Genomic DNA, 15708 nt, shown 5'->3' on the forward strand with positions numbered 1-15708 from the left:
GGACACTCTCAGCACTTCTCCACGCCACCCGCAGGTCAACCCGACCGCCGCGGCCACGAGCCGAGAGCGACGTCGTCGCCTCGTCAGGGTGTCGTCGCCGAGACGACGTACACGCGGGGGGATGCCGGGTCGGTGAGGTCGATCGTGATGTCTTCCGTGGGGCGGGGGCGGGGGCGGGTGACCGTGGTGGAGGACCAGGTGCGGTCCTGGGGGAAGTCCCAGCCGACGATGTCCGCGTCCCGCTCGCTCACCGTGATGGTGCCGGGGGTCAGCGCGGAACGGCTGGAGCCGACGGCGTCCAGGAACGCGTCGAGTCGGCCGGCGGTCGTCGTGAACTGGACGTACAGCCGGCTGGTCTTCCAGTTGCTGGTCTCGTAGTAGGCGACGTCCTGGCTGCCCGAGGGGATCGGGACCTCGAAGACGCGGCGCTTCATCAGCGAGGGCCAGTTGTCGCTCAGGCCCGTGGCCGAGGACTCGCGCTCCTTGTCGCGGCCGCTGTCGCGGCTCTGCCCGGCGGAGATCATCAGGTACCCGGCGGGGATGCCGACGAGCAGGACGATGATGATCGCCGTCAGCCAGCGGCGGCGGATCATGTGGCGCCGGTCCTCGGGCAGCTTCGCGTCCTGTTCGGGAGAGGTGGTCGGGGCGGGGAGGGTCATGAGGGCGGGTCCTGGGTGGTGCGGGAGGAGGTGCGTGGGTCGGTGGCGGAGCGCAGGACCTGCGCGTACCGCTCGTACCGTTCGTAGCGCTCGAGCCGGCGGCGGTTGGCGCGGCGGAAGCGGCGGGCGACCAGCCGCGCGAGGTCGGCGGCGCCGACCATGCCCGCCTCGGGGCCCAGCTCCGCCTTGGCGATCCTCGCCTCGGGGCGGTACCCCCGCCCCGTGAGGTGGCGCCGGAAGGCGTCCCGGGCCGGGCCGATGAGCAGGTCGTCGGCCGCGCTCACGCCCCCGCCGATCACGAAGCACGAGGGGTCCAGCGCGGCGGCCAGGTTGGCGATGCCGACGCCCAGCCACTGACCGATGTCCTGGAGGAGCTCGACGCACATCGCGTCGCCCTCGCGCGCCAGCTCGGTGATGAGCGGGCCGGTGATCTCCGGGATGTTGCCCTTGACCCGCTCGATGATGTTGTACGCGACCGGGGAGTCGGCGGCCGCCAGCTCCTTGGCCTCGCGGACCAGGGCGTTGCCGGAGCTGTACTGCTCCCAGCAGCCCCGGTTGCCGCAGGGGCAGCGGTGGCCACCGGGGACGACCTGCATGTGGCCGAACTCGCCGGCCACCCCGTACTTGCCCCGCTTGACCTGCCCGTCCTCCAGGATCGCGCCGCCGATGCCGGTGCCGAGCGTGATCATGACGAGGTGGTCCTCGCCGCGCCCGGCGCCGAAGCGCCACTCGGCCCAGGCTGCCGTGTTGGCGTCGTTGTCGACCATGACGGGCACGGCCAGCCGGGACTGGAGCGAGTCACGCAGCGGCTCGTTGCGCCAGGCGAGGTGCGGGGCGAAGAGGACGGTGGCGCGGTCGGCGTCGACCCAGCCCGCCGCGCCGATGCCGACGGCGTGCACGTCGTGCCGGTCGGAGAGGTCGAGGACCAGCTCGACGATGGTGTCCTCGACGACCTTGGCGCTCTTGGACTTGTCCGGCGTCTCGGTCCGGACCTTCTCCAGGATCGTGCCGTCCGCGTCGACGACCCCGGCCATGACCTTCGTACCGCCGATGTCGATGCCGACGGTCGGCACCCGGGGCGCGGTCAGGTGCGAGCGCCGTTCGCGGGTGCCGACGGTCCGCAGCACCGTGGCACGGGCGGCGCCCCGGTGGGAGAGGTCGCGGTAGGTACTCATCGGCTCGATTCTGCCAGGTGCGGTGTCGGAGGGCCGTGACGAACGCCGGGAGCGGCTACGAAGGATTCGGGCGTTCCAGCTCGTGCCGCAGGTCCTCCAGCTCGCTGCCGCCGGCCATCTGCCGGGTCAACTCGTCCAGGGTGACCGAACTCTTGGTGTGGCTGCCCGCCATGACCCCGCGCTTGAGCAGCACGAAACGGTCACCGACGAGATACGCGTGGTGCGGGTTGTGGGTGATGAGGACCACCCCGAGGCCCTGGTCACGGGCCGCGGCCACATACTTCAGGACCACCCCGGACTGCTTGACGCCGAGCGCCGCCGTCGGCTCGTCCAGGACCAGGACCTTGGCTCCGAAGTGGACCGCGCGGGCGATGGCCACGCACTGGCGCTCGCCGCCGGAGAGGGTGCCGATGGGCTGGTCGACGTCGCGCAGGTCGATGCCCATGCGCAGCAGCTCGGTACGGGTGGTCGCGCGCATCCGCTCGACGTCGAGGCGCTTGAAGGGTCCGGCGCCCTTGGTGGGCTCGGACCCGAGGAAGAAGTTCCGCCAGACCGGCATCAGGGGGACGACGGCGAGGTCCTGGTAGACGGTGGCGATGCCGCGGTCCAGCGCCTCGCGCGGGTTGGCCAGGGAGACGTCCTCGCCCTCGATGCGGAAGGTGCCGGCGTCGTGCCGGTGGAGCCCCGCGACGATCTTGATGAGGGTGGACTTGCCGGCGCCGTTGTCGCCGAGGACGCAGGTGATCTCGCCCGCGTGGACCTCCAGGGAGACCCCTTCGAGGGCGCGGATGTTGCCGTAGAACTTGCTGACGTCGTCCAGCTCGACGAGCGGCGGGGCGCCCGGCGCCGGGGTCGGGGTCTGGGGGGTCACTTGGTTGCCTCCACGCGCCTGCGGATCCAGGCGTTCAGCAGGGTCGCCAGCAGGAGCATCGCTCCCAGGAAGAACTTGAACCAGTCCGGGTTCCACTCCGCGTACACGATGCCCTTGCTGGTCATGCCGAAGATGAACGCGCCGACGGCCGAGCCGATGGCGGAGCCGTAGCCGCCGGTGATCAGACAGCCGCCGATGACTGCCGCGATGATGTAGATCAGCTCGTTGCCGACGCCTTCTCCGGACTGGACGACGTCGAACGAGAAGAGCAGGTGCTGGCCGGCGATCCAGGCGCAGAAGGCGACGCCCATGTAGAGGCCGATCTTGGTCCGGACGACCGGGACGCCGACCGCGCGGGCCGCGTCGGCGCCGCCGCCGACGGCGAAGATCCAGTTGCCGAAGCGGGTGCGCAGCAGGATCCAGGTGGCGAGCGCGACCAGGCCGATCCACCACAGGATGGTGACCTTGAGGTCGACGCCGCCGATCGTCAGCTGCGAGGCGAAGAGCTTCCTCGCCGAGGAGAAGCCCTCCATGTCGGCGATCGACTTCGTGGAGACGGTGCCGCTGATCAGCTTGGTGAAGCCGAGGTTCAGACCGGTCAGCATCAGGAACGTGCCGAGGGTGATGATGAAGCTCGGCAGCTTGGTACGGGTCAGCATGACGCCGTTGAAGACGCCGATGGCGAGGGTGACGAGCAGCGAGACGCCGACGCCGACCCAGACGTTCGCCGTCATCTGGTAGCTGAACATCGAGGAGATCAGCGCCGAGCTGGTGACCAGGACGCCCGCCGACAGGTCGAACTCGCCGCCGATCATCAGCAGCGCGACGGGCACGGCCATGATGCCGAGCGTGGAGGCCGCGTAGAGGACGGTGCCCAGGCTGGAGGGGTTCAGGAAGCTGTCGGCGACGATCGCGAAGAAGACGAAGACGGCGGCCGCGCCGACGACCGAGCCGAGCTCCGGCCGGGCCAGCAGCTTCTTCAGCGGGGAGGTGCGCAGCAGCCGCTCGTCGACGTGGTCGAGGCCGTCCCCCGTCGGGGCGGACGCGCTCATCGAGTGCCCCGCTCCGTGTAGTCCTCGAGCGCGGCGGCGTCGTCCCTGGTGATGATCTGGGGGCCGGTGAGGACCGGCTTGCCGCCGCCGAGGACGTCGGCGTTGTACCTGTACAGCCAGAGCAGGTCGACGGCCTCGTAGCCCTGGAGGTAGGGCTGCTGGTCCACGGCGAAGCCGAGGGTGCCGGCGGAGAGCGCGGAGGCGACCTTGGCGTTGAGGTCGAAGGTGTCGACCTCGGCCCGGGAGCCCGCCGTCCTCTTCGCCTGGACGGCGGCGTCCGCGAAGGGCGCGCCGAGGGTGACGACGGCGTCGATGGCCGGGTCCGACTGGAGCTTGGCCTCGATGGACGCCTGGACGTCGGGCATGTTGGTGCCGTCGACGTACAGGTTCGTCATCTCGCCGTCGAAGGTCTTCTTCGCGCCGGCGCAGCGCTGCTCGTGACCGACGTTGCCCTGCTCGTGCAGGACGCACAGGGCCTTCTTCCTGCCGCGCCCGTCCAGCTCGTCGCCGACCGCCTCGCCCGCGACCGTCTCGTCCTGGCCGATGTGGGTGAGCGCCCCGAAGGCCTTGGACTGCTCGGCCCCGGAGTTCACGGTGATCACCGGGATGCCGGCCTTGACCGCCTTGGCCACGGCCGCCTTCATCGCGTCGGGCTTGGCGAGCGTGACGATGAGGCCGTCGACGCCCTTCGCGATGTACGAGTCGATGAGCTGGGCCTGCTGCTGCGCCTCGTCGCTGTGGGCGTAGAGGAAGTTGATGTTGTCCTTGACGGCGGCCTGCTCGGCGCCGTTCTGGACGATGTCCCAGAAGGTGTCGCCGTCGCCCGAGTGGGTCACCATGGCGAAGGTCCACCGGGGGGTGTCCACAGCCGCTCTCCCCTGGGCCGCCGCCTTGCGGGCGTCCTCCGCGCGCTTCCCGCCGGTGCTGCTGCACCCCGCGAGTGCGGCGGTGAGCGCCACCGCGAGCACGGCGCCGATCGCGGCGCGTACCCCTCCTGTCCGAAGCCTGGTCACGAGGCCGTGCCCTCCTTTATGTCCTTCTGCGTGCATTGCAGTATCGGTCATGGGGGTCGCGCGGACGTCAGTGGGTCGTGTGTGGGTCATCCGGAGGTTGTCGGCAGGTCACGGGCGGACCAGCAACTGGAAGTCGAACGCGTACCGCGAGGCCCGGTAGAGGTGGGAGCCGAACTCGACGGCCCGGCCCGTGTCGTCGAAGGTCGTGCGCTCCATCGTGAGCAGCGGCGCCCCCTCGCTCTCGGCGAGCAGCTCGGCCTCCGCCGCCGTCGCCGCCCGGGCGCCGACGGTCTGCCGGGCGCTGTGCAGAGTGATACCGGCGCCGCGCATCAACCGGTAGAGGCCGGTCGTCGCCAGCCGGCCCGGGTCCAGGTCGAGCAGGCCGGTCGGGAGGTGGTTGCGCAGGTACGCCATGGGCTCGTCGTGCGCCGTGCGCAGCCGCTCCACGTACCGCACGTCGCTGCCCTCCGGTATGCCGAGGGCGGCGGCGACCGGGGCGGCGGCGGGCTCGACCCGGTCGACCAGGATCCGGGTGGCGGGGCGCTGACCGGCCGCCTCCAGGTCGTCGTAGAGGCTGCTGAGCTCCAGCGGGCGCCGGACCTGGCTGTGCACGACCTGGGTGCCGACGCCCCGCCTGCGGACCAGGAGGCCCTTGTCGACCAGGGACTGGATGGCCTGCCGGACGGTGGGCCGGGACAGGCCCAGACGGGTGGCGAGGTCGATCTCGTTGCCGAGCAGGCTGCCGGGGGCCAGGGCCCCGTTCTCGATGGCCGCTTCCAGCTGCCGGGCGAGCTGGTAGTAGAGCGGGACCGGGCTGGTGCGGTCCACGGTGAGCGGCAGCGGCTGGGCGGGCGACGGCTGCGCGGACGGCTGCTTGGACACGGACGGGAGCGTAGCCCGAGGAGATGATGACAGGAAGTGGTGAAGTCCGATTGTCCTGACAAATCCTTGACAGGGTCCCGGTCCGGCACCACCTTGGGGCCATGCGTATCGGACTGATCGGAACGGGCCGTATCGGCGCCTTCCACGCGGGCGCGCTCGCCCGCCACCCGGAGGTCGCGTCGCTGGTCGTGGCGGACGCGGACGCCGACCGGGCGGCGCGGGTCGGCGGGGCGCTCGGCGCGGACGTGGCGCCGACCGTCGACGCCCTCCTGGACCATCACGCGCTCGACGCCGTCGTCATCGCCTCCGCCACCGCCGCCCACGCCGACCTGATCGCCCGGGCGGCGGGCGCCGGGCTCCCCGCCTTCTGCGAGAAGCCCATCGCCCTGGACGTGCCGGGCACGCTCGGCGCGCTGCGGGCGGTCGAGGCCGCGGGCACGGAGCTCCAACTCGGGTTCATGCGCCGCTTCGACGCCGGGTACGTGGCGGCCCGCGAGGCGGTGCGGTCGGGGCGGCTCGGCCGGCTGCACACCGTACGGGCGGTGACCTCGGACCCGGCCCCGCCGCCCGCCGCGTACCTGCCGCTCTCCGGCGGGCTCTTCCGGGACTGCCTGGTGCACGACGTCGACATACTGCGCTGGGTGACGGGGCGCGAGGTCGTCTCGGTGTACGCGACGGGTTCGGACGCCGGTCCGGCGATGTTCCGCGCCGCGGGCGACGTGGACACGGCGGCGGCGGTGCTCACCCTGGACGACGGCACGCTGGCGACGGCGACGGCGACCCGGTGCAACGGGGCCGGCTACGACGTACGGATGGAGCTGGCGGGCGACCGGGACCAGATCGCCGTCGGCCTGGACGACCGGACCCCGCTCACCTCGGTGGAGCCGTCGGGTCCCGCGGCCCCGGTCAAGCCGTGGACCGGGTTCCTGGAGCGGTTCGCTCCGGCGTACGAGGCCGAACTCGACGCGTTCGTACGGCTGGTACGGGGTGAGGCGCCGAACCCCTGCGACGGCCGGGAGGCCCTGGAGGCACTCCGGATCGCCGAGGCGTGCGAGCTCTCGCGCCGCGAGGGCCGCCCGGTCCGGCTGGACGAGATTCCCCGGTAGCCCCCGCGCCGGCGGTCTGCGGCGCCGCGCCCCGACGTGGACGGCCGGGGCGCGGTCACCGGGTCACCGGGGCCGGGTCACGGTCACCGGGTCCCGGTCACCGGGTCCGGGTCACGGTCATGAGCCGTCCTCGTCCAGGAGGCCGGCGTCGTGGACCAGGAGCGCGATCTGGACGCGGTTGTTGAGGCCGAGTTTGGCCAGGATCCGTGAGACGTGGGTCTTGACCGTCGGCACGCTCAGATACAGGGCGGCGGCGATCTCCGCGTTGGACTGCCCGCGGCCGATGGCGACCGCCACCGCGCGTTCCCGCTCGGCGAGTTCGGCGAGGCGGCCGGTGGCGGTGGTGCGCCGCGGCTGCTCCTGCCGGCCGACGACGTGGGTCATCAGCTGACGGGTGACGGCCGGGGAGAGGACGGGGTCGCCGGACGCGACCCGGCGCACGGAGGCGACGATCTCGGCCGGCGGGGTGTCCTTGAGGACGAAACCGGCGGCCCCGGCGCGCAGGGCCCGCAGGACCTGTTCGTCGGCGTGGAAGGTGGTGAGCACGACGACCTGGGGCGCGTCGGGGCGGGCGCGCAGCCGTTCGGTGGCGGTGAGGCCGTCGACGTACGGCATCCGGATGTCCATGAGGATCACGTCGGGGGCGAGCCGGGCGACGAGGTCGGGGACGTCCCGGCCGTCGGTGCCCTCGCCGACGATGTCGATGTCGTCGGCGCCGCCGAGCATCAGGGTGAGTCCCGCGCGGACCAGGGGGTCGTCGTCGACGATGAGCAGCCGGATGGTCATGAGGGCCACGGTAGCCAGGCGTGGACGGTGAAGCCGCCGTCGGGGGCCGTTCCGTGGTCGAGGCGCCCACCGGCGAGGGTGGCGCGCTCGGTGAGCCCGATGAGGCCCTGGCCGGAGCCGGGGACGGGCGGGACCGGGCCGGTGGGGGCGGGGTTGTGGATGTCGACGGTCAGCCCGTCGCCGGGTCTGCCGCGCACGGTGACGGTGACGTCGGTGCCGGGGGCGTGCTTGCGGGCGTTGGTGAGGCCCTCCTGCGCGATCCGGTAGACGGTGCGGCCGGTGGCGGCGGGGACGGCGGCCGGGTCGTCGACGGTGGTGTCCAGGACGACCTTCGCGCCGGCGGCGCGGGACTCGGCGACCAGCTCGTCGAGGGTGGCCAGGGTGGGCTGGGGGCGGTCGCCCTCGCCGCCCTCGCCGGGCGCGCGCAGGACTCCGATGATCTCGCGGAGGTCCTGGAGCGCCTCGTGGGCGCTGTCGCGGATGACGCCGGCGGCGCGGGCGACCTGCTCGGGCGGGGCGTCGGGGCGGAACTCCAGGGCTCCGGCGTGCACGCTGAGCAGGGTGAGGCGGTGGGCGAGGACGTCGTGCATCTCGCGGGCGATCGCCTCCCGGGCCAGCCGCTGGGCCTGCGCGGCGCGGAGTTCGGCCTCCGCCTCGGCGCGCCGGGCCCGTTCCCGCAGGGCCTCCACGAGCTGGCGCCGGGAGCGGACGAGCATGCCCCAGGCGGTCATGAGCAGGATCAGGATCAGGCCGATGGCGATCCCGAGGGGCGCTCCGGTGGCGGGGTCGGGGCGGACGAAGACCTGGGCGACGGAGCAGGCGGCGGACAGCGCCCCGATCCAGGCGATCTCGTGGAAGGGCCGCCGGACGGCGACGCTGAACAGGCTCACCAGGAAGGCGCCCCCGGCGACCGGCGCGACGACGCTGACGAGGGAGAGCGCGACGGCGAGGCCGACGGGCCAACGGCGGCGGAGCCAGAGGGCGCAGCAGGCGGCGGCTCCGACGAGCTGGTCGACGAAGGAGACGAGCTCGCTGTTGTACTGGTCGCTCGCCTCGGCGGCGAGGAGACCGACGAAGACCGCGCAGAGGAAGAGCGCGGTGTCGACGACCCAGTCCCGTACGGTCCGCCGCGGACCGCGGCCGGGCTCGCCGCCGGCCGCGGGGTCGGCCATGGCCGAGGGCAGCAGCCAGGCGTAGGGGTCCGTACGTGTCATACCCACCAACGTACGCAGGTCAGGGTCCCGGAGCCGGGTCGGCGGCTCCGGAAGCTACCAAAGTCGCGCGGGTGGCGACTTCGGTAGCACCGGGTGTGGCCTCATGACCGACGCGGGCGCGCGGGCCGGGGCGTCATGATCGCCCCATGAAGAAGGTGCTGGAGTTCGTGGGCGGTGTGGTGTTGATCGGCGGCCTCGCCGGGGTGGTGCGCGAGTTGACCGGCTGGTTCCCCTTCATGGGGTTCACCCGGGCCCTCACGGAGAACGTCTGGTTCCTGGAGGACCGGGTGCTGTTCGCGAACATCGTGGTCGCGGTGCTCGGGTTCGTGATCCTGATGATCGCGGACACCAGCCGGCGCACCTGACGCGGCGCCGCCGGTCGCCGCGCACCTGACGCGGCGCCGCCGGTCGCCGCGCACCTGGCGAGGGCGCCGCCGGTCAGGGCCGCGCGCCGTCGAGGCGGGTGACCTCGGCGAGGTGCTCGGCCATCCGGTGGGAGACGGAGCCGCTGGTGTAGAGGACGCCGCCGACCACCGCGAAGGGGATCGAGCCGCCGAGCAGGGCGACCATCTCGGGCCAGTCGCGTTCGGCGACGCAGTCGCTGCGGTCGTTGTGGAGGTACTCGGAGCCGAAGCGGGCCTCGCACTCGTCGTCGTCGCGGCCGTCGGCGACCGTGTACGGGAGGAAGATCCCCACCGCGCACCAGATCCACAACAGCCCGGCGACGGTGAGCAGTCCGAGTCCCCAGGCCTGGGTACGTCGCGCGCGGGCGCGGAAAGCTATGTCGTACGGCAGTGAACGCATGGGGCAAGAACCTATCGGGCGCTCGCGTCGGCGGCGCGGCGCCCCCAACTCGTGCCCGCGAGCACCAGGATCGCGCCCGCGACGCCGAGCGCTCCGGGTCGGTCGCCGGCCAGGGCGATGCCGGCCGCGGCGGCCCACAGCGGTTCCGTGCCGAGCAGCAGGCTGACCCGGGACGGCGAGGTGCGGCGGACGGCCCACATCTGCACGAAGAAGGCGAAGAGCGTGCAGAAGACGGAGAGGAAGAGCAGTCCGGCCCATTCGCGCGGGCCGAAGTCGAGCGCCACCGACCAGGGCGACGCGCCGGTGCCGGGGACCGTGGCCAGCACGGCGAAGACGGCGACGGCCGAGCCGAGTTGGACGGTCGTGAGGGAGAGGGCGTCGGCGTCCCGCACCGCCTTGATCCGGGCCATGGCCAGGACGTGGACGGTACGGGCGAGGGCGGCGAGCAGCATGAGCAGGTCGCCGAGGGACGGGGTGGAGAAACCGCCGCCCTGGGTCAGCAGCACCACGCCCGCCACCGAGAGCCCGGCGGCGGCGAGGAAGGCACGGGGTGGCCTGGTGCCGGTGACGGTCGCCTCGGCGAGCGGGGTGAGGACCATGGTGAGGCTGATGATCAGGCCCGCGTTGGTCGCGGAGGTGTGGACGACGCCGTACGTCTCCAGGAGGAAGATCCCGCTCAGGATCAGGCCGAGGACGCCGGCGCCGCGCCACTGGGCCGCCGTCAGCGCGCGCAGCCCGCGCCATCCGGCGACGGCGAGCGCGGGCAGGACGACGGCGAACCGCAGGACCAGGACCGCGACGACGGTGTGGGTGGTGGTGATGCCCTTGGCGGCGAGATAGCTGGCGCCCCAGACGACGGCGACGAGGAGCACCGGAAGGTCGGTGAGCCAGGCGCGACGCGGGGCGCGCACGGGGACGGAGGCGGCGATCGTGGACATCGTGGGCCTGCTCCAACACGTGGGACGAGGTGGAGACTTCGGCGGCTCGCACGCGGAACGATCACCGTACCGGGAGGTGCCGGTGGTGGCTACATCTTTCCCCCGCCGGCAGGGGCGCGCTCGGGCCCGTACGGCTACTCGTAGGTGCCGTACTCGGGGCGGCCCGCCAGCTCGTACGTCGCGATGGAGACGCCCGTGCTCGTGGTCCTGGACCCGGTGGTGCGGAAAGCGGTGGGCTGGACGGCGTCGGCGAAGAGCCGGAAGCCGGTGCCGAGGACGACGGGGAAGACCAGCAGGTGGAGGGTGTCGACGAGGTCGGCCGCCATCAGGGACTGCGCGAGCTTTCCGCTGCCGTGCATCTGGATCTCGCCGTCGACGCGGTCCTTCAGGGCGGCGACCTCCATGACGGCGCCGCCGCCGAGGATCGTGGTGCCGGCCCAGTCGGCCGAGTCGAGGGTGGTCGAGACGACGTACTTGGGGAGGGCGTTGAGCTTCGAGGCCACCGGGTCGTCGGGGTCGGTCTGCTTCGGCCAGTACCCGGAGAAGATCTCGTACGTCCGGCGGCCGAGCAGGAAGGCGGCGGGCCGGGTGAAGACCTCGTTCATGAAGGCGCCGAAGTCGTCGTCCCCGTACGGGACGGACCAGCCGCCGTGTTCGAATCCGCCCCTGCGGTCCTCGTCGGGCCCGCCGGGCGCCTGGTAGACGCCGTCGAGCGTCACGAACTGGGTGAGGGAGAGCTTGCCCATGGTGGTGCCCCTTCCTTGGTGGGTGCCGGGTGCGCCGCCCCCCGGTCCATCGTGTCTCACAAGCTCTGACCGCACCCCTCGGCGAAAGTCATCGGCCGCCGGAGCGACCGCTGGTCACGGTGTCCGATTGCCGCCGGTGTCCGGCGCCCCGGCCGACTTTCATTGAACCCGCAACGACCCATCGGTACTTCTTGCGGAGGTTTCGGGATGTGGACCGGGTCCTCGCGGTGAACGTCCGGGGGGCCTTCCTCGCCGCCCAGGCGGCGGCCGGGCGGATGGACCGGGGCGGGCGGATCATCACCGTCGGCTCGTGCATGACGGCCCGGGTCCCGGGCCCCGGCGGCACGCTCTACGCGACGAGCAAGTCGGCGCTGATCGGCCTCACCAGGTCCCTCGCGCGGGAGCTGGGCGGTCGCGGCATCACCGCGAACATCGTCCACCCCGGCCCGATCGACACCGAGATGAACCCGGCGGACGGCCCGTACGCGCGGGGTCAGGCGGAGATGACGGCGCTGGGCCGCTTCGGCACGGCGGAGGAGGTCGCCGCACTGGTGGCGTTCCTGGCCGGACCGGGCGCGGCGTACGTGACGGGCGCGGAGTTCTCGGTCGACGGCGGCCACGCCGCGTGACAGGGAGGAACGGCGGCCACGCCGCGTGAGGCATCGGGACGCGTGACGCGGCGGGACGCGGCGGGACGCGTGACGCGGCGGGACGCGGCGGGACGCGGAAAAGGCGCGAGAGCGCACCGGTGCTGTCGGCCGGTGCGCCCTCGCGGGCCGGGCGGGGTGTCGTTACCCGCCCAGTTCCTGGTGGCGCGCGGTCAGGCGCGCCGCGCCCTCCTCGGTGAGCGAGCCGAAGAGGCGGAGGCGGGAGATGCCGCCGTCGGGGTAGATGTCGATCCGGACGCGGGAGCCGACCGCCGGGGTGTCGAGCACGAAGCGGTGGTTGGTGTCCGGCTGGAGGCGGGTCCGGGGCAGGATCTCGGTCCAGTCCTCGGAGCCCTCGGCGGCCACGGAGAGCGCCGCCCAGCCCGCGCTGTTGCCCTTGAGGTACGCGGTGTCGATCTCGACGGCGCGGATCTCGGACTCGGCGGCCAGGCTGTAGCGGATCCAGTCGTTGCCCTTGTCGCGGCGGCGCCGCGTCTCCCAGCCGTCGTCCATCTTGTGGGAGCGGCCCGGCTGGATGGTGTTGGTCGCCGGGGAGTAGAAGCGGTCGGAGGCGTCCTCGACCTGGCCGCCGTTCTCCAGGGCCGCGAGGTCGAAGGTGCCGAGGACGGCCAGCCAGCGCGGGTCCGGGGCGACCTCGCCGTAGACGCGCAGGCGGGCGATGCCGCCGTCGGGGTGCTGGTTGACGCGCAGGTGCGTGAAGCGCTGCTCGACATCGACGGCGAAGCCGTTGGCCGCGTGGCCGCCGATCGCGGTGCGCGGGACGAGCGTCGTCCACTTCACGTCGTCCGCGAGGAGCTCCTCGGGCGAGGGGGAGCCGGCGACGGAGGTGGCCTGCACGGAGACGGCCTGCGGGTAGTTGCCGCGGAAGTGCGCGGTGTCGACGACGATGCCGCGTACGACGCCGGGGGCGCCGAGGCGGACGAGCGCCCAGTCGTGGTCGTCGTCGGTCGGGTGCGGCTGCTGGGCGGAGACACCACGGCGGCGGCGGGTCTCCCAGCCGTCCATGATCTTGCCCTTGTGGCCGAAGTGCTCGGGGTCGAACTCGGCGGCCGCGGGCTTCAGCATGTTCTCGCGCTCGGCGAAGAACTCGTCGTTGGCGGCGATCACGCCCGCGCCGAGGCGCCGGTCGGCCAGGTCCGCGTACTGCGTGAAGGGGAAGTCCGCCGTGCGGTAGTCGGCGTACGGGTCACCGCCGCCGAAGGGGCTGGCGTCGCCGGTGAAGGAGGGTATGCCGGTCACGGGTCAGTGGGTCCTTTCGAGGAGGCGGCCGGAGGGCTCGGCCAGGGTGCCGCGGTCGGCGATGCGCTCTCCGCGCAGCCAGGTGGAGGTCACGACGCCGTGCAGCGTCTTGCCGGCGTAGGCGGTGACGCGGTTGCGGTGCTCCAGCTCGGCGGGATCGACGGTGAAGGTCGCCTCCGGGTCGATCACGGCGAAGTCGGCGTCGCGGCCGGCCTCGATCGCGCCCTTGCTGTCCAGGCCGGCGAGGCGGGCGGGGGCGGCGGACATCCAACGGACGACGTCCGTCAGGTCGTAGCCGCGGCGGCGGGCCTCGGTCCAGATGGCCGGGAGGCCGAGCTGGAGGGAGGAGATGCCGCCCCAGGCGGAGGCGAAGTCCGGGGTCTTCAGGTCGGCGGTGGAGGGCGAGTGGTCGGAGACGACGCAGTCGATCGTCCCGTCGGCGAGCCCCTCCCACAGCGCGTCCTGGTTCGAGGCCTCACGGATCGGCGGGCAGCACTTGAACTCGGTCGCGCCGTCCGGGACCTCTTCGGCCGTGAGGGTGAGGAAGTGCGGGCAGGACTCGACGGTGATCTTGACGCCCTCGGCCTTGGCGGCGCGGATCAGGGGGAGCGCGTCGGAGGAGGAGAGGTGCAGCACGTGGACGCGGGCGTTGAGGCGACGGGCCTGGTTGATCAGGTTCTCGATCGCCGTGTTCTCGGCGTCGCGCGGCCGGGAGGCGAGGAAGTCGGCGTACTTCCCGCCCGCCTTCTGCGGGGCGGCGGCCAGGTGGTGCGGGTCCTCGGCGTGCACGATCATCAGGCCGTCGAAGCCGGCGATCTCGGCGAGGGAGGCGGCCAGCTGCTCCTGGTCGAGCTGGGGGAACTCGTCCACGCCGGACGGCGACAGGAAGCACTTGAAGCCGTAGACACCGGCGTCGAAGAGCGGACGCAGGTCCTTGACGTTGTCCGGCAGCGCGCCGCCCCAGAAGCCGACGTCGATGTGCGCCTTGGCGCGGGCGACGTCCTGCTTGATCCGCAGGTGCTCGACCGTCGTGGTGGGCGGGAGCGAGTTCAGCGGCATGTCGAGCAGCGTGGTGATGCCGCCGGCGGCGGCGGCGCGGGTGGCGGTCCAGAAGCCCTCCCACTCCGTGCGGCCGGGATCGTTCACGTGGACGTGGGTGTCGACGAGCCCGGGGAGCACGACGTCGTCGCCGACGTCCTCCAGCCGGGCACCGGCCGGTACCTCGGCGTCGTAGGGCAGCACAGCGGCGATGGTCCCGCCGGAGACGGCGATCGACGCGGCCCGCGTCCCCTCGGGGGTGATGACGCGAGTCGAGCGCAGTACCAGGTTGACGTCCACCCGTACCCCTTCCAGCAAGAATTTCAACGAACTGTTGAAGGAGTCTTCACTCAGGACGACATGTCGTCAAGGGTGCACTTTCCGCGCGACCTCGGCATGACCCCGTCGGGCGCCGCCCTCCGGCGGCGACTTGGATGTTTCCATGAAGTGGAATGGAAATTTCGTACAGTAGAACGTAGCTCCGCACATGCGGGGCGGAGACGGACGCCGCCGGGCGGCTGCCGACACCGGACAAACACCCCCCTGACCGGCCCGTACGCCAGGGCCTCGGCCGTGTGTCCGACCGGACCGCCCGGTAGGCTGCTGCCTTGCCCGCCTGCCCCGAAAGGACCTTGACGTGCCGACGTCCAGCGCCAGCACCACCGACGCCGCCAAGCCCGCCGCCGCGAGCGGTGGCGTCCAGTCCCTCGAGCGTGCCTTCGACCTTCTGGAGCGGATGGCCGACGCCGGGGGCGAGGTCGGGCTGAGTGAGCTCTCCGCCAGCAGCGGGCTGCCGCTGCCCACCATCCACCGCCTGATGCGCACGCTGGTGGCCTGCGGCTACGTACGCCAGCAGCCCAACCGCCGGTACGCGCTCGGCCCCCGCCTGATCCGGCTCGGCGAGTCCGCCTCCCGGCTGCTCGGCACGTGGGCGCGGCCGTACCTGGCGCGGCTCGTCGAGGAGACCGGCGAGACCGCGAACATGGCGCTGCTGGACGGCGACGAGATCGTGTACGTCGCGCAGGTGCCGTCCAAGCACTCGATGCGCATGTTCACCGAGGTCGGCCGGCGGGTGCTGCCGCACTCCACGGGCGTGGGCAAGGCGCTGCTCGCCTACACCCCGGCCGACGAGGTGCGCGCGCTGCTCGCCCGGACGGGCATGCCGGCGGCGACGGAGAAGACCATCACGACGCCGGACGGCTTCCTGGAAGCGCTGGTGGCCGTGCGGAACGCCGGGTACGCGGTCGACGACAACGAGCAGGAGATAGGAGTCCGCTGCCTCGCGGTCTCGGTCCCCAACTCCCCGACGGCGGCGGCGATCTCGATCTCCGGTCCGGCGGGCCGCGTCACCGAGTCGGCCACGGAGAAGATCGTCCCGATCCTCCAGGAAGTGGCCCAGGAACTCTCCACGGCCCTGGCCAACACCGCCGCCAACGGCCAGAGCTAGCGGAACCGGACGGGGCGCGCCCCCGGGCGCGCCCGCCCTGCGGGCCCGTTCGGCCCCGCGCCCCGTTGTG

At 72.6% G+C, this 15708-nt stretch carries 16 protein-coding genes and 1 pseudogene; 4 read left to right on the top strand and 13 right to left on the bottom strand.

All coding sequences use genetic code 11. The features are described from left to right. Nucleotides 1-83 precede the first annotated feature (83 nt). From ACIPPS_RS10705 to ACIPPS_RS10730, 6 genes are all read right to left on the bottom strand, one after another. Nucleotides 84-659, bottom strand: a complete 576-nt coding sequence (locus ACIPPS_RS10705; protein ID WP_401429364.1) for a hypothetical protein — start codon at nucleotides 657-659, stop codon at nucleotides 84-86. Next, nucleotides 656-1834: an ROK family glucokinase gene (locus tag ACIPPS_RS10710; protein ID WP_401429366.1), complete on the bottom strand. Its 1179-nt coding sequence runs from the start codon at nucleotides 1832-1834 to the stop codon at nucleotides 656-658. Before ACIPPS_RS10710 ends, ACIPPS_RS10705 begins: the two co-directional genes overlap by 4 nt. A 55-nt stretch (nucleotides 1835-1889) precedes the next feature. After that, a complete protein-coding gene (locus ACIPPS_RS10715) occupies nucleotides 1890-2705 on the bottom strand; it encodes an ATP-binding cassette domain-containing protein (protein WP_401429368.1) in 816 nt (271 codons plus the stop codon). Further along, nucleotides 2702-3757 carry an ABC transporter permease gene (locus tag ACIPPS_RS10720; protein WP_401429370.1) on the bottom strand — a complete coding sequence of 352 codons (1056 nt, stop codon included), beginning with the start codon at nucleotides 3755-3757 and terminating at the stop codon, nucleotides 2702-2704. The genes ACIPPS_RS10715 and ACIPPS_RS10720 overlap by 4 nt, the downstream gene beginning before the upstream one ends. Further along, a complete protein-coding gene (locus ACIPPS_RS10725; protein ID WP_401429372.1) occupies nucleotides 3754-4770 on the bottom strand; it encodes a sugar ABC transporter substrate-binding protein in 1017 nt (338 codons plus the stop codon). Before ACIPPS_RS10725 ends, ACIPPS_RS10720 begins: the two co-directional genes overlap by 4 nt. A gap of 108 nt (nucleotides 4771-4878) precedes the next feature. After that, a complete protein-coding gene (locus ACIPPS_RS10730) occupies nucleotides 4879-5598 on the bottom strand; it encodes a GntR family transcriptional regulator (RefSeq protein ID WP_401429590.1) in 720 nt (239 codons plus the stop codon). A gap of 155 nt (nucleotides 5599-5753) precedes the next feature. On the opposite strand from ACIPPS_RS10730, the gene ACIPPS_RS10735 reads away from it, so the two are divergent. Continuing rightward, nucleotides 5754-6758: a Gfo/Idh/MocA family oxidoreductase gene (locus ACIPPS_RS10735; RefSeq protein WP_401429374.1), complete on the top strand. Its 1005-nt coding sequence runs from the start codon at nucleotides 5754-5756 to the stop codon at nucleotides 6756-6758. 117 nt (nucleotides 6759-6875) lie between these two features. On the opposite strand, the gene ACIPPS_RS10740 is transcribed toward ACIPPS_RS10735, so the two are convergent. Both ACIPPS_RS10740 and ACIPPS_RS10745 read right to left on the bottom strand, forming a co-directional pair. Beyond that, nucleotides 6876-7544: a response regulator gene (locus ACIPPS_RS10740; protein WP_401429377.1), complete on the bottom strand. Its 669-nt coding sequence runs from the start codon at nucleotides 7542-7544 to the stop codon at nucleotides 6876-6878. Further along, nucleotides 7541-8758 carry a sensor histidine kinase gene (locus ACIPPS_RS10745; RefSeq protein ID WP_401429379.1) on the bottom strand — a complete coding sequence of 406 codons (1218 nt, stop codon included), beginning with the start codon at nucleotides 8756-8758 and terminating at the stop codon, nucleotides 7541-7543. The genes ACIPPS_RS10740 and ACIPPS_RS10745 overlap by 4 nt, the downstream gene beginning before the upstream one ends. 146 nt (nucleotides 8759-8904) lie before the next feature. On the opposite strand from ACIPPS_RS10745, the gene ACIPPS_RS10750 reads away from it, so the two are divergent. Next, on the top strand, nucleotides 8905-9123 hold the full coding sequence (locus ACIPPS_RS10750) for a hypothetical protein (RefSeq protein WP_401429381.1): 219 nt from the start codon (nucleotides 8905-8907) through the stop codon (nucleotides 9121-9123). A 73-nt stretch (nucleotides 9124-9196) separates the two neighbouring features. On the opposite strand, the gene ACIPPS_RS10755 is transcribed toward ACIPPS_RS10750, so the two are convergent. The 3 genes from ACIPPS_RS10755 to ACIPPS_RS10765 form a co-directional block, all read right to left on the bottom strand. After that, nucleotides 9197-9562, bottom strand: a complete 366-nt coding sequence (locus ACIPPS_RS10755) for a hypothetical protein (protein ID WP_401429383.1) — start codon at nucleotides 9560-9562, stop codon at nucleotides 9197-9199. Nucleotides 9563-9573: 11 nt separating this feature from the next. Beyond that, nucleotides 9574-10500 (bottom strand): DMT family transporter, encoded by a 927-nt coding sequence (locus ACIPPS_RS10760; RefSeq protein WP_401429385.1) that lies wholly within the window; start codon nucleotides 10498-10500, stop codon nucleotides 9574-9576. 134 nt (nucleotides 10501-10634) lie between these two features. Then, entirely contained in the window at nucleotides 10635-11246 is a 612-nt protein-coding gene (locus ACIPPS_RS10765; RefSeq protein ID WP_401429387.1) for a dihydrofolate reductase family protein, read from the bottom strand. 206 nt (nucleotides 11247-11452) lie between these two features. On the opposite strand from ACIPPS_RS10765, the pseudogene ACIPPS_RS10770 reads away from it, so the two are divergent. Then, nucleotides 11453-11875, top strand: a pseudogene (locus tag ACIPPS_RS10770) (SDR family oxidoreductase); the annotation flags it as partial. Between the two features lie 162 nt (nucleotides 11876-12037). Here the strand turns inward: ACIPPS_RS10770 and alc are convergent. Next, nucleotides 12038-13153, bottom strand: a complete 1116-nt coding sequence (gene alc, locus ACIPPS_RS10775) for an allantoicase (protein ID WP_401429390.1) — start codon at nucleotides 13151-13153, stop codon at nucleotides 12038-12040. Between the two features lie 3 nt (nucleotides 13154-13156). Beyond that, nucleotides 13157-14491, bottom strand: coding sequence for an allantoinase AllB (gene allB, locus ACIPPS_RS10780; RefSeq protein WP_401429392.1), 1335 nt, complete (start codon nucleotides 14489-14491; stop codon nucleotides 13157-13159). Nucleotides 14492-14828: 337 nt separating this feature from the next. Between allB and ACIPPS_RS10785 the strand changes: the two genes are divergently transcribed. Further along, the gene (locus tag ACIPPS_RS10785) at nucleotides 14829-15638 is read left to right on the top strand and encodes an IclR family transcriptional regulator (RefSeq protein WP_401429395.1); all 810 of its coding nucleotides are present in this window, start codon (nucleotides 14829-14831) and stop codon (nucleotides 15636-15638) included. The last annotated feature ends 70 nt before the right edge of the window (nucleotides 15639-15708 follow it).

Origin of the sequence: Streptomyces sp. NPDC090127 (genome assembly GCF_044746945.1) — a bacterium.
Classification (GTDB): Bacteria; Actinomycetota; Actinomycetes; order Streptomycetales; family Streptomycetaceae; genus Streptomyces.